This window comes from Rhizobium sp. Root1212, from assembly GCF_001424985.1.
Classification (GTDB): domain Bacteria; phylum Pseudomonadota; class Alphaproteobacteria; order Rhizobiales; family Rhizobiaceae; genus Pararhizobium.
In genome coordinates this window covers 266,434-289,327 of the sequence record NZ_LMDA01000023.1, presented here as the reverse complement: position 1 = coordinate 289,327, position 22,894 = coordinate 266,434, and the positions used below count along the sequence as shown (strand labels likewise).

23 protein-coding genes are annotated in these 22,894 nt (G+C 61.8%); 9 read left to right on the top strand and 14 right to left on the bottom strand.

Going from position 1 to position 22,894, the window contains the following annotated elements; translation table 11 throughout:
* Nucleotides 1–20 precede the first annotated feature (20 nt).
* A complete protein-coding gene (gene mnmA, locus ASC86_RS19435) occupies nt 21–1,217 on the bottom strand; it encodes a tRNA 2-thiouridine(34) synthase MnmA (RefSeq protein ID WP_056324962.1) in 1,197 nt (398 codons plus the stop codon).
* Between the two features lie 210 nt (nt 1,218–1,427).
* Nucleotides 1,428–2,159 (bottom strand): helix-turn-helix transcriptional regulator, encoded by a 732-nt coding sequence (locus tag ASC86_RS19430; RefSeq protein WP_056325205.1) that lies wholly within the window; start codon nt 2,157–2,159, stop codon nt 1,428–1,430.
* Between the two features lie 488 nt (nt 2,160–2,647).
* Here ASC86_RS19430 and ASC86_RS19425 point away from each other — a divergent pair, with 488 nt between their 5' ends.
* Nucleotides 2,648–2,923 carry a DUF1153 domain-containing protein gene (locus tag ASC86_RS19425; RefSeq protein WP_056324960.1) on the top strand — a complete coding sequence of 92 codons (276 nt, stop codon included), beginning with the start codon at nt 2,648–2,650 and terminating at the stop codon, nt 2,921–2,923.
* 180 nt (nt 2,924–3,103) lie between these two features.
* Nucleotides 3,104–3,385: a GNAT family N-acetyltransferase gene (locus tag ASC86_RS19420; RefSeq protein ID WP_056324958.1), complete on the top strand. Its 282-nt coding sequence runs from the start codon at nt 3,104–3,106 to the stop codon at nt 3,383–3,385.
* 118 nt (nt 3,386–3,503) lie between these two features.
* On the opposite strand, the gene ASC86_RS19415 is transcribed toward ASC86_RS19420, so the two are convergent.
* Entirely contained in the window at nt 3,504–3,854 is a 351-nt protein-coding gene (locus ASC86_RS19415; RefSeq protein ID WP_056324956.1) for a hypothetical protein, read from the bottom strand.
* A 443-nt stretch (nt 3,855–4,297) separates the two neighbouring features.
* On the opposite strand from ASC86_RS19415, the gene ctrA reads away from it, so the two are divergent.
* Complete coding sequence (gene ctrA / locus ASC86_RS19410; protein WP_024270822.1) at nt 4,298–4,996, top strand: cell cycle two-component system response regulator CtrA; 699 nt, start codon at nt 4,298–4,300, stop codon at nt 4,994–4,996.
* 211 nt (nt 4,997–5,207) lie between these two features.
* On the opposite strand, the gene ASC86_RS19405 is transcribed toward ctrA, so the two are convergent.
* Together ASC86_RS19405 and ASC86_RS19400 are read right to left on the bottom strand one after the other, a co-directional pair.
* The gene (locus ASC86_RS19405) at nt 5,208–5,570 is read right to left on the bottom strand and encodes a response regulator (RefSeq protein WP_056324954.1); all 363 of its coding nucleotides are present in this window, start codon (nt 5,568–5,570) and stop codon (nt 5,208–5,210) included.
* A 117-nt stretch (nt 5,571–5,687) separates the two neighbouring features.
* Nucleotides 5,688–6,335 (bottom strand): histidine phosphotransferase family protein, encoded by a 648-nt coding sequence (locus ASC86_RS19400; RefSeq protein WP_056324952.1) that lies wholly within the window; start codon nt 6,333–6,335, stop codon nt 5,688–5,690.
* A 235-nt stretch (nt 6,336–6,570) separates the two neighbouring features.
* On the opposite strand from ASC86_RS19400, the gene ASC86_RS19395 reads away from it, so the two are divergent.
* Together ASC86_RS19395 and ASC86_RS19390 are read left to right on the top strand one after the other, a co-directional pair.
* A complete protein-coding gene (locus tag ASC86_RS19395) occupies nt 6,571–7,161 on the top strand; it encodes an EipA family protein (RefSeq protein ID WP_056324950.1) in 591 nt (196 codons plus the stop codon).
* Between the two features lie 164 nt (nt 7,162–7,325).
* Nucleotides 7,326–8,480: a hypothetical protein gene (locus tag ASC86_RS19390; protein ID WP_056324948.1), complete on the top strand. Its 1,155-nt coding sequence runs from the start codon at nt 7,326–7,328 to the stop codon at nt 8,478–8,480.
* Here ASC86_RS19390 and ASC86_RS19385 read toward each other — a convergent pair whose 3' ends face one another.
* Both ASC86_RS19385 and ASC86_RS19380 read right to left on the bottom strand, forming a co-directional pair.
* Nucleotides 8,481–9,506 carry an RNA methyltransferase gene (locus ASC86_RS19385; protein WP_244477648.1) on the bottom strand — a complete coding sequence of 342 codons (1,026 nt, stop codon included), beginning with the start codon at nt 9,504–9,506 and terminating at the stop codon, nt 8,481–8,483.
* 6 nt (nt 9,507–9,512) lie between these two features.
* Nucleotides 9,513–9,899 carry a hypothetical protein gene (locus tag ASC86_RS19380; RefSeq protein WP_056324947.1) on the bottom strand — a complete coding sequence of 129 codons (387 nt, stop codon included), beginning with the start codon at nt 9,897–9,899 and terminating at the stop codon, nt 9,513–9,515.
* Nucleotides 9,900–9,930: 31 nt separating this feature from the next.
* Here ASC86_RS19380 and ASC86_RS19375 point away from each other — a divergent pair, with 31 nt between their 5' ends.
* From ASC86_RS19375 to rpoH, 3 genes are all read left to right on the top strand, one after another.
* The gene (locus tag ASC86_RS19375; protein ID WP_056324945.1) at nt 9,931–10,962 is read left to right on the top strand and encodes an RluA family pseudouridine synthase; all 1,032 of its coding nucleotides are present in this window, start codon (nt 9,931–9,933) and stop codon (nt 10,960–10,962) included.
* A gap of 72 nt (nt 10,963–11,034) precedes the next feature.
* Entirely contained in the window at nt 11,035–11,292 is a 258-nt protein-coding gene (locus ASC86_RS19370) for a DUF2171 domain-containing protein (protein ID WP_056324943.1), read from the top strand.
* 260 nt (nt 11,293–11,552) lie between these two features.
* Complete coding sequence (gene rpoH / locus ASC86_RS19365; protein ID WP_056324939.1) at nt 11,553–12,455, top strand: RNA polymerase sigma factor RpoH; 903 nt, start codon at nt 11,553–11,555, stop codon at nt 12,453–12,455.
* A gap of 77 nt (nt 12,456–12,532) precedes the next feature.
* Here the strand turns inward: rpoH and ASC86_RS19360 are convergent, their stop codons facing one another.
* Both ASC86_RS19360 and ASC86_RS19355 read right to left on the bottom strand, forming a co-directional pair.
* Nucleotides 12,533–14,800, bottom strand: coding sequence for a hypothetical protein (locus tag ASC86_RS19360; protein ID WP_056324936.1), 2,268 nt, complete (start codon nt 14,798–14,800; stop codon nt 12,533–12,535).
* 78 nt (nt 14,801–14,878) lie between these two features.
* Nucleotides 14,879–16,177 (bottom strand): adenylosuccinate synthase, encoded by a 1,299-nt coding sequence (locus ASC86_RS19355; protein WP_056324933.1) that lies wholly within the window; start codon nt 16,175–16,177, stop codon nt 14,879–14,881.
* Between the two features lie 217 nt (nt 16,178–16,394).
* Here ASC86_RS19355 and ASC86_RS19350 point away from each other — a divergent pair, with 217 nt between their 5' ends.
* Nucleotides 16,395–17,300 carry a DMT family transporter gene (locus tag ASC86_RS19350; RefSeq protein WP_056324930.1) on the top strand — a complete coding sequence of 302 codons (906 nt, stop codon included), beginning with the start codon at nt 16,395–16,397 and terminating at the stop codon, nt 17,298–17,300.
* A gap of 73 nt (nt 17,301–17,373) precedes the next feature.
* On the opposite strand, the gene ASC86_RS19345 is transcribed toward ASC86_RS19350, so the two are convergent.
* From ASC86_RS19345 to ASC86_RS19325, 5 genes are all read right to left on the bottom strand, one after another.
* A complete protein-coding gene (locus tag ASC86_RS19345) occupies nt 17,374–17,883 on the bottom strand; it encodes a GNAT family N-acetyltransferase (RefSeq protein WP_056324928.1) in 510 nt (169 codons plus the stop codon).
* A gap of 85 nt (nt 17,884–17,968) precedes the next feature.
* Nucleotides 17,969–19,564, bottom strand: a complete 1,596-nt coding sequence (gene serA, locus ASC86_RS19340) for a phosphoglycerate dehydrogenase (RefSeq protein ID WP_056324925.1) — start codon at nt 19,562–19,564, stop codon at nt 17,969–17,971.
* Between the two features lie 78 nt (nt 19,565–19,642).
* Nucleotides 19,643–20,821, bottom strand: a complete 1,179-nt coding sequence (locus ASC86_RS19335) for a phosphoserine transaminase (protein WP_056324921.1) — start codon at nt 20,819–20,821, stop codon at nt 19,643–19,645.
* Between the two features lie 134 nt (nt 20,822–20,955).
* Complete coding sequence (locus ASC86_RS19330) at nt 20,956–21,720, bottom strand: outer membrane protein (protein WP_244477647.1); 765 nt, start codon at nt 21,718–21,720, stop codon at nt 20,956–20,958.
* 240 nt (nt 21,721–21,960) lie between these two features.
* Complete coding sequence (locus ASC86_RS19325) at nt 21,961–22,728, bottom strand: outer membrane beta-barrel protein (protein WP_056324917.1); 768 nt, start codon at nt 22,726–22,728, stop codon at nt 21,961–21,963.
* Nucleotides 22,729–22,894 lie beyond the last annotated feature (166 nt).

Sequence of the window (22,894 nt, the reverse complement as noted above, 5' to 3'; positions counted from 1 at the left end):
ACACCGTCGTCAGCCGCAGATCAGGCCGCAGCAGAGCGGGTCAGGAGATCGCGCAACGCTGCTTCCGCCGCCGCCTCGCGTTCCGAACGGAGAATGAAGCCGCCGCCGTAGACACGTGCATCCTCGCCGACGCCCGAATAGAGCGCGCAAGCCTGGCCGGGAGCAACGCCCGCTTCACCTTCCTCCAGCTCGACATAGATGCCGTTTTCGTCGGCATGGAGCATGGCCGGGGCGGGCTGGCGGGTCGAGCGCACCTTGGCGAAACAGGAAAAGCCGTCCCTTGCCACATCTTCGATGGCGCCGTCGCCCAGCCAGTTGATGTCGCGCAGATAAAGGCGGCGGGTTTCGAGCGCTTCCTTCGGCCCTACGATGACGCGGCGCGAGCGGGCGTCGAGATGCACGACATAGAGCGGCTCGCCGGTGGCGACGCCGATGCCACGGCGCTGGCCGATCGTGTAATGCAGGATACCTTCGTGAGTGCCGAGCACACGGCCGTCGAGATGGACGATATCGCCGGCCAGCGCCGCATTCGGCTTCAGCTTCGAGACGATGTCGGAATATTTGCCCTGCGGCACGAAGCAGATGTCCTGGCTGTCGGCCTTCTTGGCGACAACGAGGCCCATCTCCTCTGCCAATTCGCGGGTTTCCGCCTTCGTCAGGTGACCCAGCGGGAAGCGCAGGTAGTCGATCTGCTCCTGGGTAGTGGCGAACAGAAAATAGCTTTGATCGCGGTCCGCATCGGCCGGGCGATAGAGCGCGCGGCGGCCGGGTGCGCCGGGCTGCGGGTTCGGGCGCGAGCGGATGTAATGGCCCGTCGCCAGCGCGTCCGCGCCGAGATCGCGCGCGGTCGCCAAAAGGTCGGCGAACTTGACCGTCTGGTTGCAGGCAACACAGGGGATCGGCGTTTCGCCGGCAACATAGCTTTCCGCGAACGGATTGATCACGGTTTCGCGAAAACGCTGTTCGTAATCGAGCACATAGTGGGGAATGCCGAGGGTTTCGCAGACGCGGCGCGCATCGTCGATATCCTGGCCGGCGCAGCAGGAGCCGGCGCGGTGGACGGCAGCGCCGTGATCGTAAAGCTGCAGCGTGATGCCGAGGACATCATAGCCCTCGCGCTTGAGGATGCCGGCAACGACGGAACTGTCGACACCGCCGGACATGGCAACGACGACACGCGTGTCTTCTGGCTTGCGATCAAAATCGAGACTGTTCAAGGCAATCGATCCGGCGTTCGAGGTACGGGCTTGGGCTGGCAGCACTCTACCCTGATTGAGGCGAACGGCAAAATGCGAAAGGCGCCGCTAGCGCCTGTTCCCGCATTTCAGCCTTTGGGCCTGCGATGTGCCGCTCATATAGAAAGTCTCGCATGCTGCGACAAGAGCGGCAGCCGCAAAGCCCGGCAAACCCTGCCGAGCCGCCGGCTTTCAGATCAGCTTCAGCCGCATGGCGCGCGCGATCGCCTGCATGCGGTTGACGGCATCGAGCTTTCTCGTCGCCGTCTTGAAATAGCTGCTGACGGTATAGACGGAGATGCCGAGGATGATGGCGATCTCGTCGCTGCTCTTGCCGGCCGCTGCCCAGCGTAGGCATTCGATTTCCCGCGCCGAAAGCTTGTCGCGCGCCGAAGCTCCCGCTTCGAAGGTGCGCTCCAGATGCTCGAACAAGCCGACGAGCGCCACATAGATCAGGGCGGCCTCGTTTTGATCGGGCGCTGCGCGGACACCCGAAAGCGTCGCAATAAAGGATTCGCCATAGGTGGTGTGCAGATGAACGGCCAAGGTCCAGCCCATGCCGTCCCAGGAAAGATCGGACTTCTCGGCGCTTGCCGGCTGCATCAGGCCTGCCGTATCATCGAAGACGGGCAGCTTCGTGTGGCGCAGGCGCTCCACCAGCGGGCTCGCCCCGAAAACCGCCGCCTGATCGTAGCGGCGCACGCGATCGGCGGGCCAGCTGCTCAGCACCAGCCGTTCGGCAAAACGCTGATGCTCGCCAAGGGGAAAGCGCGCGATCATGAAGTGGTTGAACCCGAATTGCGCCGCGCACTGACGCATCAGGTGCAGGACTTCATATTCGGTCTGTACGGGCACACCGTTCATGCCGCGAAGAAAATCAGCATGGGCGTCATTCTGCAAGACCACCTTTTCCGGGTCTCTCATATCGGTCACCAATCGTCCGGCCGCGGGCCGTATCAAGAACGCAAGGGCTGGGGGCCAGCTGCAAGCAAAGACCGCACCACACGCCAAAGCCCCAAGACAACCGAAGCTGTTGGAAGAAACCGAGGAAAGATCTGCTGATATCAATGCTTTGCGAGCAGTCGGAGCATTTCGATTATGCTTCCCGCCCGATTTACTGCTGCCTATAGCTAAAATTTTATTCAAGCGAAAGTACATAATTTGCATGGCTTGACGTCAAAGCCTGCAGTTTTGCGATGCTTTGTCTGTTTCACGCCGGCAGGCGAAGCCCGGCCGCCACTCAATCTTTGCGCGAAAAAATTCCGACACCCACGCAATCGCGCCACCCAGGCGAGAAAATCCGTGCCCAATATGTAAAATTGTGGGCGAATTGTTCCGATCCGTTTAGGCAAATGTTAAATGTGGCGGGGTAACGTGCGGTCATATGGTCTTGAGTATGTGTAGAGAGTCCAATGACCGAAATGATACGACCCCGCGTGAAATATGTCATCGGCCCCGATGGCAGCCCTTTGACGATTGCCGACCTGCCGCCTGCCAATACGCGGCGCTGGGTCATCCGCCGCAAGGCGGAAGTCGTCGCCGCCGTCCGTGGCGGGCTGCTCAGCCTCGAAGAAGCCTGTGACCGATATACGCTCACCGTCGAAGAATTCCTTTCCTGGCAGTCCTCGATCGCCGACCATGGTCTTGCAGGCCTGCGCACCACCCGCATCCAGCAGTATCGGCACTAGCATACGGCGGACGTTTCAGCCTGACACGTTTGCGAATAACCCGATCGCCGCTGCCGGCGTAATTTTGAAGACCATATCGACGGGCGGCTCCTCGCAAGAAGGGCCGCCCGATTGTTTTGCCCTTCCGCCTCCCCTGCCCGGCATGCCATGGTGCCGGCAGGTCAGCAAAGGAATTGGGCCATGGACATCATCGAAGAGGAAAACGGCACGCGCGGCCGCTACAGCATCACCGTCGAGGGCCATACCGGCGAGATGACCTATTCCCGGTCATCGCCGAGCCTGATCATCATCGATCATACGCTGGTGCCGGATGCCCTGCGCGGCAAGGGCATTGCCCAAGCGCTCGCCCTGCATGCGGTCGAAGCCGCGCGCACGGGCGGCTGGAAGATCATTCCGCTCTGCCCCTTCATGCGCGCCCAGGCAGAGCGCCATCCGGACTGGCACGACGTGATCCAGACCTGATCCGTCCTTTCCAGCCAAACGAAGAACGCGAAAGACCCATCCTACCCGTCCCCCTTGGGCGGTAAGATGGGTCTTTCGTTTCCGATGCGCAGCCTCGCCGGGCATCGCCGGCAAAGCCTTAGGCGCGCATGCGCACGCCGCCGTCGCGCTCTTCGAGGGCGGCAGCCTTGGCATGTTCCGCCTTGACCTCCTCGAGCGCAAGCTCGGCCGCATCCTGCTGGATCTTCAATTCCCGCACGGACACCTGCAAATTGTCGGCGCGCTGGCGGGCGGCCTTTGCGAAGGTGGGATAGGCGAAGTGCGACGGATCGGTGATCCCGGACTTCTTTTCCTCGAACGTGATCTGGCTTTCCAATTCCTTGGTCATCCGATCGAATTCGGCCATCATCATTTGAAGCTGGTTCAACTGACGCTGCTTTTCCTTCACCTGAAATTCCTTCAGGCGCACAAGGCTCTCACGTGACTTCATACGCAATACTCCGTGGATAACGAGACCCCGGTCACTCGATTTTGGCCCGACCGGATGATCGGACCATGTCAGAAACGAAAAATTTTCAGCGATCTTAACAAATACCTACCGCTGGTAACCTTTCGTTTACGGGCATCATTAATCATAGGGACGATCATTTAAGGGTCGGTAAATGCCGTTTCTCAAATTCGAGGAGAGGCAGAGATTGAGTCGACGGAGTCGGTTAGCCCTCGTTCTTAATGCATCGCATTAGGACGACGTCTGACGAATTCCGAGGAAAAACAGAGGGCTGCTAAAAATATTTAACAAATTCCGTGCTCTTGCCAGAGTGAATCAGAATTTGTTAACCATTTGCTGGCAGCCTCCAAATCAGGCAACGACTGGATCCGTATCGCGTCAGGGGGCCAAAAACTTACCTTGCGGCGGCGGAAAAGGGGACAATTATGCGGGTTCTACTGATTGAAGACGACAGCGCGACAGCGCAGAGCATCGAATTGATGCTCAAGTCGGAAAGTTTTAACGTTTACACCACCGATCTCGGTGAAGAGGGCGTCGATCTCGGCAAGCTCTACGACTACGACATCATTCTGCTCGACCTGAACCTCCCGGACATGTCCGGTTACGAGGTTCTGCGGACGCTGCGCCTGTCCAAGGTCAAGACGCCGATCCTCATACTCTCCGGCATGGCCGGCATCGAGGACAAGGTGCGCGGTCTCGGCTTCGGCGCAGACGACTACATGACCAAGCCGTTCCACAAGGACGAACTGGTCGCCCGCATCCACGCCATCGTGCGCCGCTCCAAGGGCCATGCCCAGTCGGTTATCTCGACCGGCGAACTGATCGTCAACCTCGACGCCAAGACCGTCGAAGTCGGCGGCCAGCGCGTGCACCTGACGGGCAAGGAATACCAGATGCTCGAGCTGCTTTCGCTGCGCAAGGGCACGACGCTCACCAAGGAAATGTTCCTCAACCACCTTTATGGCGGCATGGACGAGCCGGAACTGAAGATCATCGACGTCTTCATCTGCAAGCTGCGCAAGAAGCTGGCCAACGCCGCCGGCGGCGCGAACTATATCGAAACGGTTTGGGGCCGCGGCTACGTGCTGCGCGAGCCCGACGGCGATTTCGCCGAAAGCGCCTGATTTAGGAGGCACGCGGTCGCTCCCCGCATGGCGGCCGCCCTGCTGTTCATGAAGAACATAAAGCCTGTCGGTTTCGGCAGGCTTTTTTTTGTTTTGAAATGCAACGGAAGCGGATGGGGGAATTCCTACCCCTGGGAAGCGCCGCGAAAATGAAAAAGGCACATGCCTCAAAAATGAGCATGTGCCTTTTTTGAAAACTTACCTTCGAAATTTAAGCGGCGATCGAAAGACCGGCAAAGACGCTCGTCAGGATCTTGCGATCGAACGGCTTCAACAGGAAATCGTCGGCACCGGCGCGTTTTCCGGCCATCATCTTCTTCAAATCTGCCTCGACCACGCAATAATAGATGCGCACGGACTTGCCCTCCGGCAGACGACGGATATTGCCGATGAGTTCCAGCGCGCCATCGAGCCCGGCATCGACGATGATGATATTAGGCAGCTCGGCTTCGCAGCGCACGAGCGCTTCAAGACCATTGGCGGCCTCCGAAACAAGGAATCCCATGCCGGAAAGAATCCGCTTTCCGACCTTCCTTACGACGTCGGAATCATCGGCAATCATCAAGCGTTGCATCGTTCGGCTCCCTGTTTAACCCTTGACGGGAGAAACTTCATTAGCAGCAACTGTAGCTTGGCTTTGGCAAACAATCAGTTACCGCGGGAACGAAAATTTGCCCTATCCGATTACCCTTCAGGCCTCCTTGGCGACCGTGCGGGCACTGAACACGATCTCTTCCGGCGTCGAGGCAATCTCGATCTCCATGCCGGATTCGTCTGCGAGAAGAACGGTATAGTAAGGCTGGATCGTATGGGCGTCGACGGCTTCTTCCATCGTGCCGGCCAGCAGTTCCACCAGCTTCGGCGGCACCCGCATCATCCGGCCCTTGGCGATGAGCTTGAAGACGGCATCGTATTCCGGGTTTTCGAGGATTACGTCGATCGAGCCGCCGCGCGGGATCGCGCCATAGGCGATGAGGAACAGGTTGAGCAGCAGCTTGACCCGGTTCTTCGGGATGATGACACGGGGGCCGGTCCAGGTGACTTCGGTCTTCTTTTCGACAGAGGCGAAATCGCGGGCGGCCTTTTCGGCCTCGCCGGTATCGATCGAGGCGCCGACCGAGCCGGAGGCGCCGAAGGCGAGACGGGCGAACTTCAGGCGCACCGAGGCATTGAGCGCGCTGGTGCGGATCAGGTCCATGGCGTCGGCATCGGCGCCGCCCTCATCGAGCAGCTCCAGGCCGTTGTTGATCGCACCGACCGGCGAGATGATGTCGTGGCAGACGCGGCTGCAGAGAAGCGCGGCCAGATCGGGGCCGGTCAGCGTCAGGTTCTTTACCATTGTCTTTTCCTCAAGTGCCTCGCCCGGCCCGCCCATGAAGCCGGCGGTCGAACATGGATATCCGGCCTCCCTACAACACGAAGGTTGCGCGGACCCGGATCAGCGTTTTTCGAAGTTCATAATGACACCACATTTGGTAAACCGATTGTTAAGACGATCGGTTCAAATTGCAGGCAATGAACCGCGCGGCTCGACCCATGACGGACCACCGCCCGGCCCCCGCACGGAGGATAAAATGCAGCCGATGATAAAGCTCGCCAAGGCAGCCTGCCTCGGTCTCGCCGTCACCGTTTTCACCCTTCTGGGATGCCTTGCTTCCGCCCAGGCGCAGTCCGCCGGCGGCAACCAGTATACGATGCAGGAAATCGTCGATGCCGGCCACGGCTTCTTCGGCTCGACCTCCGGCGGGCTGGCGAAAGTGGTCGAGCGCGCCTTCCAGAATTACGGCCTGCCGAACGGCTATATCCTCGGCCAGGAAGGCTCCGGCGCTTTCATCGCCGGCCTGACCTATGGCGAAGGCGATCTCTATACCAAGAATGCCGGCCAGCACGACGTGTTCTGGCAAGGCCCTTCCCTCGGCCTCGACTGGGGCGGACAGGGCAGCCGCACGATGATGCTGGTCTATAACCTGCCGTCGGTGCCCACGCTCTACAAGCGTTTCGGCGGCGTTTCGGGCTCGGCCTATGTGGTGGCGGGCTTCGGCATGACGGTGGTGACCGACGACAACATCGTCATCGTGCCGATCCGCACCGGTCTCGGCGCCCGCCTCGGCATCAATGTCGGCTATCTCAAGCTGACACAGCAGCCGACCTGGAACCCCTTCTGATCGCGCGATCCCGAGGCTTTCGGCGGAAAGGCTTGGGTGCGATAAAATTCATGATATCCTGATAGAACAACCCGGCCGTCGCTGCAGCCACTGCAGCGCGGCCGAACCATGAGACCACCGCATCGGACGGGCACCAAGACGCCGTCCCAACAGAATGGCCGCCTGTGATCGAGTTTCTGCTTCTGTTTTCCCTGGGCTTCCTGACAGCTGTCATGCTGGGCGTACTGGTGGCGCCGATCGTCTATAAGCGCATCATCCGCTTTGCCGAAGACCGGCTGAAGGCCACCATGCCGCTGTCGCCGCAGGAGGTGCGCGCCCAGAAGGACGCCGCCCGTGCCGGCTATGCCGCCGAAAACGCCCGCACCGAGCAGATGCTGAAGCGCGAGCGCGACAAGACCGTGGCGCTGATGCTGGAGAAAGAGGCCGTCATCCGCGACATGCAGCGTCTTTCCGGCGAGAACGCCGACCTTCACGCCCAGATCGAGACGATAAATGTCGAGGCAGGCAATTTCCGCTCGCAGGTGCGCCGTCTGGAGCAAAGCATCGACCGGCTGACCAATTCGCTGGCCGTCACCGAAAAGGACGACGATGCCAAAAAGGCGGAAATCTACGCGCTGTCGCGCCAGATCAACACGCTCTCCATGGAAATCGACAACCTGAAGATCGATCTTGCCGCCCGCAATGCCGAGGCCGAGAACCTGAAAAGCCGCATGACCGGTCTGCGCGACGAGCGTGATATCGCCCGCGAGGAAGCCCGCACGGAAGGCGCCAGAGCCCGCGAATTCGAGTTGCGTCTCTCGCGCGACGAAACCAAGCTTCGGCAGATCGAGCAGAAGCTGTCGCGCGAAATCGCCGCCAATGCCGACAAGGATTCCTTCCTCGACCGCCGTGCCTCAGAGATCGACCGGCTGAAACAGAAGCTGAAGGACAACAACAACGAATTGCGCGATGCCCTGAAGGCTGCCCGCGCAGCCGGCACGAATGGCGCGCCCCGCAAGGAACGCAAGCCCGCGCCCGCTGTCGAGATCACCGCCACTGCAGCGGCGACGGATGTTGCTCCGAACCTCTCCTTCGAGCACGAGCGCAACCGCGTATCGGCCCTTTCCGAACGGCTTGCCACCGTGCAGAGCACTGCCCACGATGCGGCGCTGCGGGAAGAGATCGCCGATATCGCCGCAAGCGTGGTGGCGCTCACTGCCGCGCGCGAGGGCGCGGCGTCTCCGATCCATGCGATCCTCGACAAGGCGCCGGCCGATGCGGAAGGCGATCGCGTGAGCCTTGCAGCACGCGCTTCCGCGCTGATGCCGCCCAAAGCCTGATCAGACAAACCCGTTGATCGTCGCCACCTGATGCAGCGCGATGCCGGTCGCCGTCGCGACGTTGAGGCTGTCCAGCCCCGGCCGCTGGTTGATGCGCGCCGTGCGGATAGACGACAGGATCGCGGCGGGCAGCCCCTCGCCTTCCGTGCCCATCAGAAGCGCCGTGCGCGGCGATGGCGGGATATCGGCAAGCGCCACCTCACCGCGCGGCGAAAGACCACAGACGGCAAAGCCCTCGCCTTGCAGCCGCTCCAGCATTGCACTGATGGAACCTTCGCGGCTGAAGGGCACCGACAGCACCGAACCGACGGAAACGCGGATCGCCTTGCGATACATCGGGTCACAGCAGGTTTCGTCGAGCAGGATGGCATCGACACCGAAAGCGGCGGCGTTGCGGAACATCGAACCGATATTGTCATGATTTGAGATGCCGCAAGCCGCGAGTACAAGGCTTTTCGGCGGAAGGCCGGCGACAAGCGCCTCCATCGACGGCATGCCCGCGCGACGGCCGAGCGCCAAAACGCCGCGGTGCATGTTGAAGCCGGCGATGGCATCGAACACCGCTCCGTCGGCAACATAGACGGGTATGTCGTCGGGAAACTCCGACAGAAGCGGCCGCAATCCCTCGACCCTGTTTTCAAGCAGCAGGATCGCTTCCGCGATGATGCCCTGCCCTGCGCCGCGTTCAACCGCGACATCCAAAGATGCGGCTGGGTTTCCCTTCTCCCCCGCGGGGAGAAGGTGGCGCGCAGCGCCGGATGAGGGGGCCGGCTGGCTCGAAATTTGCGGAAATACCCCCTCATCTGCCCTTCGGGCATCTTCTCCCCGCAGGGGAGAAGGGGGAGCAAGGTGCAGCACTCGTCTCTCTAGCGTAGCCCGATGGGCGGCGGCGAGCATGCGCAGCACCACGGTCCCCTCGGCGATAAAGCGCCCTTCGCGCCCCGTCAGGTCGCGCTCGCGGATCGAGACGAAGCCGGCGATCCGCTCGTCGTCACGATCCGTGATGCGCTGGAGCGGGGCCGCCATGGTGGCTCAGTTGGTCTTGACGGCGATATCGGCGACGATGCGGCCGGCGGCGATATCGAAGACGATCGCCTTCTGCTCACCCGCCGATGTCGCGCCGTAGAACAGGATCTGGCCGCCGGATAGCGCAACATTGGCGACGGTGAACCCGGCTGGGAGCGCGGCGGTTGCGGCAACCGGCGCATCGCTCGGCACGGCAAGACCCGCCGCCTGCGGTGCGGCCGCCTTGTCGTCCATGCGCGTCACCTTGTAGACAATCGCGCCCAGCACGGCCATAAGCATGACCAACATGACACCGGCCGAGACGAGCTGCAGGCGAACCATCTTGCGGCGGACGTTTTCCATCACCGGATCGAGCGGTTTTTCTTCCTGTTCGTCTGGTTCCTGAAGCGACATGATGGGCCTTTACCTGCGGATTTGAGAAACGATGAACGACCCCTTTAAACAAGCAACGGCCAATAGGAAAGTCCTGACAGCCGGCGAAGATGCCGGTGGCCGCATCGATGCCTACCTGACGGAGGCCATGGCCGGCGAATTTTCCCGCAGCCGCATCAAGGCGCTGATCGAACAGGGCGAGGTCGTCGTCAACGGCACGGCCGTCATCGAGCCGAACAAGAAGGTGCGCCCCGGCGACGTCATCGAACTCAACCTGCCGGAGCCGGAAGACCCGCAGCCGAAGGGCGAGAACATCCCGCTCGACGTGCTCTACGAGGACAACGACCTTATCGTACTCGTCAAGCCCGCCGGCCTCGTCGTCCATCCCGGCGCCGGCAACTGGCACGGCACGCTGGTCAATGCCCTGATCTACCATTGCGGCGCGAGCCTTTCCGGCATTGGCGGCGTCAAGCGGCCGGGCATAGTCCACCGGCTCGACAAGGATACCAGCGGCGTCATGGTCGTCGCCAAGAACGATATCGCCCATCGCCATCTCTCCGACCAGTTTGCCGATCACGGCCGTACCGGCCCGCTGGAACGCGCCTATTACGCCGTCGTCTGGGGCCGCCCGCGCACGCTGAAGGGCACGATCGACGCGCCGCTCGGCCGCGCCGGCGACCGGGTGAAGCGTGCCGTCAAGCACGAGGATGCCGAAGACGCCCGCGAGGCGATCACCCATTACGAGGTCGTCGAACGCTATCTGGAAAAGCCGGATGCTACCGCGCTTGCCTCGATGGTCGAATGCCATCTCGAAACCGGCCGCACTCACCAGATCCGCGTGCATATGGCCCATATCGGCCATCCGCTGATCGGCGATCCTGATTATGGCGCGGCCTTCCGCACCAAGGCCAATCTCCTGCCGGACACGGCAAAGGCCGTCGTCAACCGCTTCCCGCGGCAGGCGCTGCATGCCTTCATGCTGGCCTTCGAACACCCCACGACCGGTGAAACCATGCACTTCGAATCCCCCCTGCCACAGGACATGGAGGAACTGGTTCAGGCGCTCAAGGCCGGCGCTCGCTGACAGGATTTTTCGGGCCTGACGCATCCTTTTGCCCAGACGGACGTTGGAAGGGGAGAAAAAAGGAGAAAGCCGATGGTCGATAGCACCGAGATCAGAGAACACGCCGAAGTCATCAGCGCCGACGGCATCCATGTCGGCACAGTCGATCGCGTAGAAGGCGATCGCATCAAGCTGATCAAAAAGGATAGCGGCCCCGGCCACGAAGGCCATCACCACTTCATTCCGCTCGTTGCCGTCGAAAGCATCGACGGCAACCGAGTGCGCCTCAATACGAGCAGCCGGGATGTCATGGGCGAGGAAGAAGAGGCGGATCGCTCCCCGATCCATTGACCCTGGCCTGCCTCCGGCCCAGGTTCGCCTGGGCCGGACCGGGCGCAAATTTTGCGGCGGAGCCCTTGATAATTGCCATCAGGGCACGATCTAGAGGCTGCAACCCATAGCCCGCACACAGCGCGCTGGTATCACATGGTCGTGATACCGGCATCTTGAATCACGTTTTCGCCGTACTTATCTAGGCATCGTGGGGTCGGATAGACCCACATGCCTGGCCTGCCAGTAAGGAGGCCGGAAAGCGAAAGGGGGGTGCACTCATGGCCCGCAATACGTTGCCGTCAATTACCGCCGAAGGCGGCCTCAACAAATACCTCGACGAAATACGCAAGTTTCCCATGCTCGAGCCGCAGGAAGAGTACATGCTCGCCAAGCGCTATCAGGAGCATGACGACCGCAAGGCAGCCCACAAGCTCGTGACCAGCCATCTGCGTCTCGTCGCCAAGATCGCGATGGGCTATCGCGGCTATGGCCTGCCGATCGGTGAAGTCGTTTCCGAGGGGAACGTCGGCCTGATGCAGGCCGTGAAGAAATTCGACCCGGAACGCGGCTTCCGCCTGGCAACCTATGCCATGTGGTGGATCAAGGCCTCGATCCAGGAATATATCCTGCGCTCGTGGTCGCTGGTGAAGATGGGTACGACCGCCAACCAGAAGCGGCTGTTCTTCAACCTGCGCCGCCTGAAGGGCAAAATCCAGGCGCTCGACGAGGGCGACCTGAAGCCCGAACAGGTCAAGCAGATCGCCACGACCCTCAATGTCTCGGAAGCCGAAGTCATATCGATGAACCAGCGCCTCTCGGGTGACGCATCGCTGAACGCGCCGATCAAGGCGAGCGAAGGCGAAAGCGGCCAGTGGCAGGATTGGCTCGTCGACGACCACGACAGCCAGGAAGACATGCTGATCGAGCAGGACGAACTTGAAAACCGCCGCGCGCTGCTGGCCAGCGCCATGAACGTTCTGAACGATCGTGAGCGCCGCATCTTCGAGGCCCGCCGCCTGACGGAAGATCCGGTCACGCTCGAAGACCTGTCGACCGAGTTCGACATCAGCCGCGAGCGCGTGCGCCAGATCGAGGTCCGCGCGTTCGAAAAGGTGCAGGACGCCGTGCAGAAGGCCGCCCGCGAGCGCGCCCAGCAGCTGCGCGTCATCGAAGACGCATAAAAAGCGCCGCAGCAAGACATGAAAAAACCCGGCTGGATCGCTCCAGCCGGGTTTTCTTTTGTCTGCCGCAAATGGTTTTACTGGCTCGTATTCGGCTTTGCCAGGCTCCAGGCCTGCAGCGCCTTTGTAAAGGCTTCCGTGCCGGCCGGCCCCTTTTCCAGCGTCAGCAGCGCGCGGCGGCCGTTGCGGTAGGTAATCGGGATATCGATCCAGCTGCGGCTGCGCAGAAGCTCGGTGTTGGTCGCGACCGCTTCCGGGTAGTCGTTGAGCGCGATCATATGGAAATCGTCGGTGATCTTGGCGGGAACCGCGATCAGCGGATCGCCGCGATCCTGCTCGGTGCGCTTCATCGAAACGCGCTGGACGTTTTCGATGGCGCCGCCTTCGAAATTCTCGGGCAGCGAGAAGACGAATTCGACCACATGGCTGGCCGGCAGAGACGGATCGGTGTTGCGCTTCAGCGTCATCAGCGCCGTCAGGCCCCGCTCGGGAACACTGATCTGCGCCTGCACGGCCGGCTCCGGCGGTGCGCCGTCTCCGGGCGATTCTTCCTTCAGCGACCAGGCGACGGAACCCTCGATCGCCGTCGGCGCCGACTGGCCGAGACGCTCCTCGTAGAGGAACATCTTCTGTGCGCCCTCTGGAACCTGGACGTTGTTCTGGGCGGCCGGCGTCGTGGTGTTGGTGGCCGGCGGGGTCGTCGTGCCGGCGGCCTGATCGGTGCTGGTGACGGGCGTCTGCGTCGTGGCCTGCGCGGTGCCGGCTTCCGTCTGGGCCGCGACGGATTTTCCTTCCGCCTGGGCCACTTCGCCGGTCGCGGGCTGCGCCGGGCCGGGATCGGTTTCGGTGCCGTCCGCCTGCAGGCGCTGGGTGAACTTGGTGTTGCCGGCAGCCTCGCCTTGCGATTGCTCGGTCGTTGCCGGCGTCGTGGACGGCGTTTCGGCGGCCGGCTGGCTGGTTTCCGTCGTGGACGTCTTCGGGGCGGATGCCGTGACGGACGCGATGGTCTTGGAGACCCAGGCATTCAGGTCGTCACGTTTCAGCCAATAGCCATAGCCACCGCCGCCGAGCAGGGCGAGCAGAATCACACCGATCCCAGCAAGCTTCAGGCCGGAGCGCGAACGTTTCGGCTCGACACGGTAGGAAATGGGACGCGCCGGAGCGGCCATTTCCTCCGGATCGGGCACGGTTGCGCGGGGAGGTTCGCCGTCGTCCGCCGTTTCATTCCTATCGAGCAGACGATCGATGTCGTCCCAATGGGCTGCCGGGACCGCGGGCGTCGCGGTTTCAACGCTCGCGGGCTTTTCGACCGGCCAGGACCAGTCGGAAATCGCGGGCTCGCTGCTCTCGGCGGCAGCCGGCGTCGTCGGTTGCTGGAAGGGATCGCTTTCGTCCCACTCCCAGGAATGGGAGGGTTCGACCGAAACCTTGGCACCGTCATCGTTGGACGGGGTTTCCGGCGGCATATAGGCGGCCAGATCTATGACCTTGCCATCCGCATCGATATCGACGCTTTCGGTCCATACGGGTTCCGGCGTGGCGCTTGCCTTTGCCGGAGCGGGATCGTGCCATTCCGGCAGCTCCCATTCCGATCCGGCGGCCGGTTTCTCTTCCTCCGGCTCTTCGGCGGGCTCGGCCGGTGCAACCTCGGCAGCCTGCTCTTCCCAGGCGTCCACGACCTCGGCGGCCTGTTCGTCTTCTACCGGCTGTTCATCGACAGGGCTTTCGACGTCCGGGGCTTCTTCGGCATAGATGGGCCGCGACTCGAAGCTCTGTTCCTCGCGATGCTCGTCGGAGGCCTCAGGCTCGGCCACCGGCTCTTCAGGCTGTTCGAGCACTTCCTCAACAGGCTCACGCTCTTCGGCAACGGCCTCCGGCTCGCTCTGCTGCGGCTGTTCATCGTCCGGCTGCTGGGAGACCAGCTCCTGGGCCGGTTCAGGCTCGTCGTGTTCCGGCTCGGCTTCGGCAACCTGTTCGGCCGGCTCTTCGACAGCCGGTTCGGGCTCGGCGACACGCTCTTCAAGGGCATGTTCTTCCGGGGCCGGCTCTTCCGCGGCGGGCTGTTGCGCCTCTTCGACCGGCGCTGCGTCGTGAGCCGTGGGCTCCTCGGCCACATCGTCGAGGGAGGGCAACGCTTCCGCATAGTCGCTCTCGACTTCGCTGATAGCGGCCTCGAGCTTCTGCATCTGCCGATCGATCAACTCGTCCGAAGGACGAGGCTTCATATTCTCCAGTTGACGGCGAACGGCGCCGCGGGCCTTTTCGTAGACCTTCGACCGCATTTCGGGAACATTGTCCGAGAGACCATCGACGGTCCTTCGAATAACAGCAACAAAATCCGCCATCAGAACTTTCTCATACCCTTCAGGGTGCCCGGCCCCTCGAGAGCCAGGCTCTTGTTTTTCCAGATCAGGCCGCGAAGATTAATCTTCAAACGGGTCCGTCACAAGTATGGTGTCGTCGCGCTCGGGGCTGGTCGAAAGAAGGGCGACGGGGGCGCCGATCAGCTCTTCCACCTGGCGCACATATTTGATCGCCTGGGCCGGTAGGTCGGCCCAGCTGCGGGCACCGACCGTCGATTCCTTCCAGCCTTCCAGCGTCACATATACCGGCTTGGCCTGGGCCTGCTGTGCCTGGCTTGCCGGCAGATGATCGATCTCGACACCATCCAGCGTATAGCCGATGCAGATCTTCAATTCGTCGAGACCGTCGAGCACGTCGAGCTTGGTGAGCGCAATGCCGGTGATGCCGTTGGTGGCGACCGACTGGCGCACCAGCGCCGCATCGAACCAGCCGCAACGACGCTTGCGGCCCGTGACCGTGCCGAACTCATGGCCCTTCTCGCCGAGGAACTGGCCGATCTCGTCGTGCAGCTCGGTCGGGAACGGGCCTTCGCCGACGCGGGTCGTGTAAGCCTTGGTGATGCCGAGGATGTAGCCGAGCGCGCCCGGCCCCATGCCGGAACCGGCGGCAGCCTGGCCGGCGACCGTGTTCGACGAGGTGACGAAGGGATAGGTGCCGTGGTCGATATCGAGCAGCGTACCCTGCGCGCCTTCGAACAGGATGCGCGCGCCCTTGCGGCGCTCGCGGTCGAGCAGCAGCCACACCGTATCCATGAACGGCAGCACGCGATCGGCGATCGAGGACAGCTCCTGCATGATCGCCTCATGGCTGACTTCGGCTTCGCCAAGGCCGCGGCGCAGCGCATTGTGATGGGTCAGCAGCCGATCGACCTTGGCCGGCAGCGTGCTGAGGTCGGCGAGATCCATGACGCGGATGGCGCGGCGGCCGACCTTGTCTTCATAGGCCGGACCGATGCCGCGACGAGTGGTGCCGATCTTGGTGCCGCTATTGGACGCCGCATCCTCGCGAATGCCGTCCAGTTCGCGGTGCAGCGACAGGATCAGCGTCGCATTGTCGGCGACACGTAGGTTGTCCGGGGTAATGGTGACGCCCTGCTTGCCGAGCTTTTCGATTTCCGCGATCAGCGCATGCGGATCGATGACGACGCCGTTGCCGATCACGGCGAGCTTGCCAGGGCGCACGACGCCGGAGGGCAAAAGCGAAAGCTTGTAGCTGACGCCATCGATGACAAGCGTATGGCCGGCGTTATGACCGCCCTGGAAGCGCACGACGATATCCGCGCGCTCAGACAGCCAGTCGACAATCTTGCCCTTGCCCTCGTCGCCCCATTGCGATCCGACCACGACTACATTCGTCATCTCAGTTTTCCCGTTTTTTGGCACATGCCGTCAAAAGCTTCCGGGCGCGCCACCTTCAAACCCGCGCATCTATACTGGTTTGTTTTTTGGAAATCGACCCTGTAGCCGCCTGAATCGGGCTTTTTGCATGACAATCACAGCGTTTAGCCTATATCACGGGTCCGGTGCGTCCGATATCCCCATCCGTCTGCCCCTTCCTGCCCGAGGAAATGCCCCGATGAACCTGCAGGCCTACATCATTCTCTGTATCACCACTGCAATCTGGGGCGGCAATTCGGTGGCCGGAAAAATGGCCGTCGGCCATGTCAGCCCGATGATGCTGACCACCACGCGCTGGGTCATCGCCTGCCTAGTGCTCCTGATCTTTGCGGCACCGCAGGTCAAGCGCGACATGCCTCTCATCCGCAAGAACTGGCTGCTTTTGCTCGGCTACGGCACCATCGGCTTCACCGGCTTCAATGCCTTTCTCTATTCCGCCCTGCAATATACCAGCGCCATCAATGCCGTCATCGAACAGGCCGGCATTCCCATGGTCATCTTCCTGATGAATTTCGTGCTGTTTCGCACGGCGGTTTCGGCCGCACAGATCGTCGGCTTCACGCTGACCCTCGTCGGCATCGCGCTGACGGCGTCGCACGGCAACCCCATCACATTGCTTTCGCTCGAACTCAACCGTGGCGACGGGCTGATGATGATCGCGGCCCTGCTTTATGCCGGCTATACGGTCGCGCTGCGCTGGAAACCTGCGATCCACTGGAAGAGCCTGATCGCGCTTTCCGCCTTCGGCGCGCTCGTCAGCAGCCTGCCGCTGCTTGTCTGGGAGATATCCGCCGGAAACCTCATCATGCCCGATATGGAGGGCTGGGCCATTGTCGCCTATGCCGGCATTCTGCCGTCGCTGGTCTCGCAGATTCTTTACGTACGCGGCGTGGAACTGATCGGCCCCAATCGCGCCGGTCTGTTCATCAATACCATCCCGATCTTCGGCATGCTGCTTTCGATCCTGCTGATCGGAGAACGGCTCGAAACCTTCCACATCGTCGCCATGGCGCTGGTACTGGGTGGCATCGCGGTTGCGGAACGGGGACGCCCGAAGCAGCTTGAGGAGGCGCAGACGCAGTAAAGGCTCTGGGAATCAACCATGGCCACCGCAGTTTCCTCTTCTACCCCAACGGTGGAGAAGGGGAAACCGACCGTCAGGCCGCCGCAAGAAGCCGCTCCATATAGGTGGCTCCATCGCCATAGCTGGCGAGCTTCTCCTGCAGCACCGGATCACTCACGGCGGCGAAATGCTGCTTGCGCCAGAACGGCCGCGAGCCGCCAACCGAAACCAGCGCCAGGACAGCAAACCCTTCAGCGTGCGCCAAGAGCGCCAACTGCGAAACGATCGCCGCCCCGGCCCCGGAGCCCCGCGTTTGCGGCAGAAGCGCCAGATCATGCAGATACCAGCAATCGGCATCGTCGGGGATAGAGTTTAGCGGCCGGTTGAGCGGCGGCGGGCGGCGGCGCGTCCAGGGGTGGCTGAGCATGTAACCGTCTACCGCCTCGCCACGCACCAGCACGAAGCAACCCTGCGGGCAAAGCCGCATGCGCTCGGCGAGCACCGCCTCCTCTTCCGGAAAATCGGCATGGGCGACGGCCTGGATCGCCATAACGGCGTCAAGATCGGCCGGCGTCGCCTGCCGCCATCGGAATTTTGCCTGCATCGTAAAGTCCCTGAACGGATATGGCGCGCCGATGAAAATCGACGCGCCATGGAAAGTCAGTCTTGGGAGGATCTGACGGTGTGTTTCAGTCGACGTTGAAGCTCAGCAACTTCGCCTGACGGATCGCTTCGTTGGCCCGCAGCTTGTCCAGCACCTCTTCGGTCACCGGACCATCGACATAAAGCAGCGCGATCGCATCCGAACCCGCATCCTTGCGGCCGAGCTGGAAGTTGGCGATGTTGACGCCGGCATTGCCGAGTGTCGTGCCGATGAAGCCGATCATGCCGGGAACGTCGGTGTTGGTGATGTAGATCATGTGGCTGCCGACATCGGCATCCAGGTTGATGTCCTTGATCTGGATGAAGCGCGGCTTGCCATCCGAGAACACCGTACCGGCGATCGAGCGGGTCTGGTTCGCGGTCGTGACAGTGAGCTTGATGTAGCCATCGAACACGCCCGATTTGTCGCGCTTGACCTCGGAGAGGATGACGCCCTTCTCCTTGATCATCACCGGCGCCGAAACCATGTTGACGTCTGCCACCTGGCTGCGGATCAGGCCGGCAAGCGCCGCACTCGTCAACGCCTTGGTGTTCATGCCGGCGGTCGAGCCGTCATAGAGGATTTCGATTTCCTTGATCGCGCTTTCCGTGACCTGGCCGACGAAGGCACCGAGCACGTCCGCGAGCCGGATGAACGGCTTCAGGATCGGCGCTTCCTCCGCCGTGATCGACGGCATATTGATGGCGTTGGAGACCGCCCCCTTGACGAGGTAATCCGACATCTGCTCGGCAACCTGCAGCGCGACGTTTTCCTGGGCTTCCGTAGTCGAGGCGCCGAGATGCGGCGTGCAGACAACATTAGGCAAGCCGAAAAGCGGGCTTTCCTTGGCGGGCTCTACTTCAAAGACGTCGAAGCCCGCACCGGCGACATGGCCGGACTTGATGGCATCGGCCAGCGCCTGCTCGTCAACCAGACCGCCGCGGGCGCAGTTGATGATACGCACGCCGGGCTTGGTCTTGGCGAGGTTTTCCCGGCCGAGAATGCCGCGCGTCTTGTCGGTCATCGGAACGTGCAGGGTGATGAAATCGGCCTTGGCCAGGAGTTCGTCCAGCTCGACCTTGGTGACGCCCATTTCCTGGGCGCGCTCGGCCGACAGGAAGGGATCATAAGCAAGCACGTGCATGCCGATACCGATCGCCTTCTTGCAGACGATGCCGCCGATATTGCCGGCGCCGATGACGCCGAGCGTCTTGCCGGTGATTTCGACGCCCATGAATTTCGACTTTTCCCACTTGCCGGCCTGCGTGGAGACGTCGGCGGCTGGCAGCTGGCGGGCAACGGCGAACATCAGCGCGATGGCGTGCTCGGCCGTGGTGATCGAATTGCCGAAGGGTGTGTTCATGACGATGATACCGCGGCGCGAGGCGGCCGGGATATCGACATTGTCGACGCCGATGCCGGCACGGCCAATGACCTTCAGGTTGGTCGCGGCCGCGATCAGCTTTTCCGTCGCCTTGGTGGCGGAGCGGATGGCGAGGCCATCGTAATTGCCGATGATTTCGGCGAGCTTGTCCTTGTCCTTGCCGAGTTGCGGCTGGAAATCGACTTCGACGCCGCGATCGCGAAAGATCTGGACGGCGGTTTCCGACAGTTCGTCGGATACGAGAACGCGAGGTGCCATGATGGGCTTCCTTCAAAAACGGTTCAGCGATGGATATGGGGAATGGGAGGCTCCGCCTTTTCGGCGAAGCCTTTTACGTCAGGCCGCAGCCTGGGAAAGCGTTGCCTTCTGGGTCTCGAAAGCCCAGGAGAGCCACGGCATAAGCTTTTCCATGTCCGCGGTTTCGATGGTCGCGCCGGCCCAGATGCGCAGGCCCGAGGGAGCATCGCGATAGGCGCCGATGTCGTAAGCGACGCCTTCCTTCTCGAGGAGCGTGACGACGCCCTTGGCAAAGGCGGCCTGACCGTCGGCATCCAGCGCCTCGACGTCCTTGTCGACAATCTTGAGGCAGACGGAGGTGTTGGAGGCCGTTTCCGGCTTCACGGCCAGATTGGCGATCCAGTCATTGGCGGCGATGAAATCGGTGATGACCTTGGTATTGGCATCGGCCCGCGCCATCAACGCCTTGAGGCCGCCGATCTTCTGCGCCCACAGCAGCGCATCGATATAGTCCTCGACGCAGAGCATGGACGGCGTGTTGATGGTTTCGCCCTTGAAGATACCTTCGGAGAGCTTGCCGCCCGAAGTCAGGCGGAAGATTTTCGGCAGCGGCCAGGCCGGCGTGTAGGTCAGCAGACGCTCAACGGCACGCGGCGAAAGGATGATGACGCCATGGGCGCCCTCGCCGCCGAGAACCTTCTGCCAGGAGAAGGTGACAACATCGAGCTTGGCGAAATCGAGGTTCTGGGCGAAAGCGGCCGAGGTGGCGTCGCAGATCGTCAGACCCTTGCGATCAGCCGGGATGAAGTCGGCATTCGGAACACGCACGCCGGAAGTGGTGCCGTTCCAGGTGAAGACGACGTCGCGGTCGAAATCGACGGTGGTGAGGTCCGGCAATTCGCCGTAGCCGGCTTCAATGCGGCGGACGTCCTTGAGCTTCAGCTGCTTGACGACATCGGTGACCCAGCCGGCGCCAAAGCTTTCCCAGGCCAGCATATCGACGCCGCGCTCACCGAGCAGCGACCAGAGCGCCATTTCGACGGCGCCGGTATCGGAGGCGGGCACGATGCCGATGCGGTAATCCGCCGGCACGTCCAGAATTTCGCGGGTAAGATCGATGGCCTGCTGCAGCTTCGTCTTTCCGACTTTCGCACGGTGCGAACGGCCAAGCGGCGCGTCGGAGAGGGCATCGAGCGTCCAACCGGGGCGCTTCGAGCAGGGGCCAGAAGAGAAATGGGTATTGTTCGGACGTACGTCCGGCTTTGCGGTCTTCGCCATGTGCTATCCTTCCAGATAGATAGCTCCTCGTTGGGGAGGAGTGTCCCGCCGCCGTGAATATTGATAGCGGCTCTGGAAGTCAAGAAATTTGTGTCGCAGTGAAGAAGATTTTTGGCGTTCCGGTGATAGCCGGCCTACCAGAACGACAAACGCAGGCCGGCGCGGAATTCGTGGCGGCCGAGACCGTCGTCTTTGCCCCTGGCATCCGATGCCCGGAAGAGATCGCCGCCGGCAATATCCGAATAGCGATAGCCGAGATCGAGCTTCAGCCGGTCGCTGACATCGTAAGAGATGCCGGCCATCAGCGCATAGGTGAAGCGCCAGCTCGTCTCGCCGTCATAGGAATACGTCGTCGCGGGACCGCCGGTACAGGCGCCATCGGCGCAGGCGCCGCTCACGGAAACGTCGCCCCATTTCAGCTGCGTCGCGCCGACGCCGGCGCCGATATAGGGCGTGAAACCGGCGAGCGTGCCGAGATCGACATAGGCATTGGCCATCAGGCCGAGAGCACTGTAGTCCGCCTTCGTATTCAGGCCGCAACGCGTGCCGGCCGCATCGCCGGCGCAGGGAGCCGACGAAAGTCCCCTGCCATCTAAATCATCCTCGAAATAATCCGCCGTCAAATCGGCGCGCAACATGTCGTTGAACTGATAACCGATGCCGAGGCCGCCGGAGAAAGGCTTGCCGAACCGCGCGTCGTCGAAATCACCGCCGGCAAGACCCGCCGGCGCCGGCGTCGAGACATCAAGCGACGGATCGCCTTCGCTCGCCCAGGGCGCATAGCCGATATCGCCGCGCAGGTAGAAGCCGCTTGTCGGCGTCCGCGCGGCCGAGATCGTCACTTCCGGGGCATCGAGCAGATCGTCTGCGGCAAGCGCCACAGGGGGCAAAAGCGTCATGACCAAGACTGCCGGGGCGCATGTCGCCAGAAGAGTGTGCCGCCAGTTCATCGTCCGCATCCTTGGTCACCTGAGAGCGCGAATCGCACCGCGCCGCCGTTTACGAGTGTTAACTATTGCAAACAGCGGTTAAGCAGCGGTTAACCATGCTTCTTTGCGAAGCCTTAAGGGATGCGGGCAGCCCGTAAATGCAAAAAGGGCCGCCGATGGCGACCCTTTTTCAAGCTTTACGATCGAACCCTATTGCAGCGAGTAGCGCAGGCCCATCTTGAAGTCGTGCGAGGTGATGTTTTCGAACTTCATCGGCGCATTGGTGACAGAGCCGTCATAGGCATGAATCTTGTCCGTCTTGCCATCGCCGAGATCGAGATAGCTATAGCCGAAATCGAGCGTCAGGCGGTCGGTCGCCTTGTAGGCGACGCCGGCATGCAGCGCCCAGGCCAGATCCCAGTTGCTGTCGCTGCCGGCATAGGCCAGACCGGAGGTCGGCGTGTTGACGTCGCGGAAGTGCGAGATCGTGTTGCGCGACGCACCGATACCGGCGCCGACATAAGGCGTGATGCCATACCATTCGCCGATATCAACGTAAGCGTTTGCCATCAAAAGCCATTCGGACTTTTCACCGGTGTAGTCGTTGGTGCCATCCCAGACGACGCCGCCGGCTTCGTTATGGCCGTAACGGTCGGCGCCGGTGAATTCGGCCTTGCCGCGATACTGGACGATACCGTCCGCACGCAGCCAGTCATTGAACTGATAACCGATACCGATGGCTGCCGTCGGCGCGCTGCCGAAGCCGCCCTCATCGACCATTTCATGGATTTCGACATCGTCGAAGAGCGGATGATCGAGGCTGCCCAGGCGCTGGTTGCTCATGCCGAGATCGCCGCGCAAATACCAGCCGCCCATCGGCACGACGACCGGTGCCGGTTCCTCATAGAGCAGATCTGCCGCCGAAGCGGCCGAACTTGCGAGCATAGCCGCCGCAAGGGCAATCAGATATTTTTGCATCGACGTCTCCGAGTTTTCTCAAAGTATGACACTGCATGCTGCAGTCGTTGAGCCGATATTCTCAGACGTCGGTTAACATTGGATTAAGTATAGAAATTTACTATGTTCAGTAACGATTGAACGGATGAACTGCAGCCACACGCAAAAACACCGGCCTTTCGAGCCG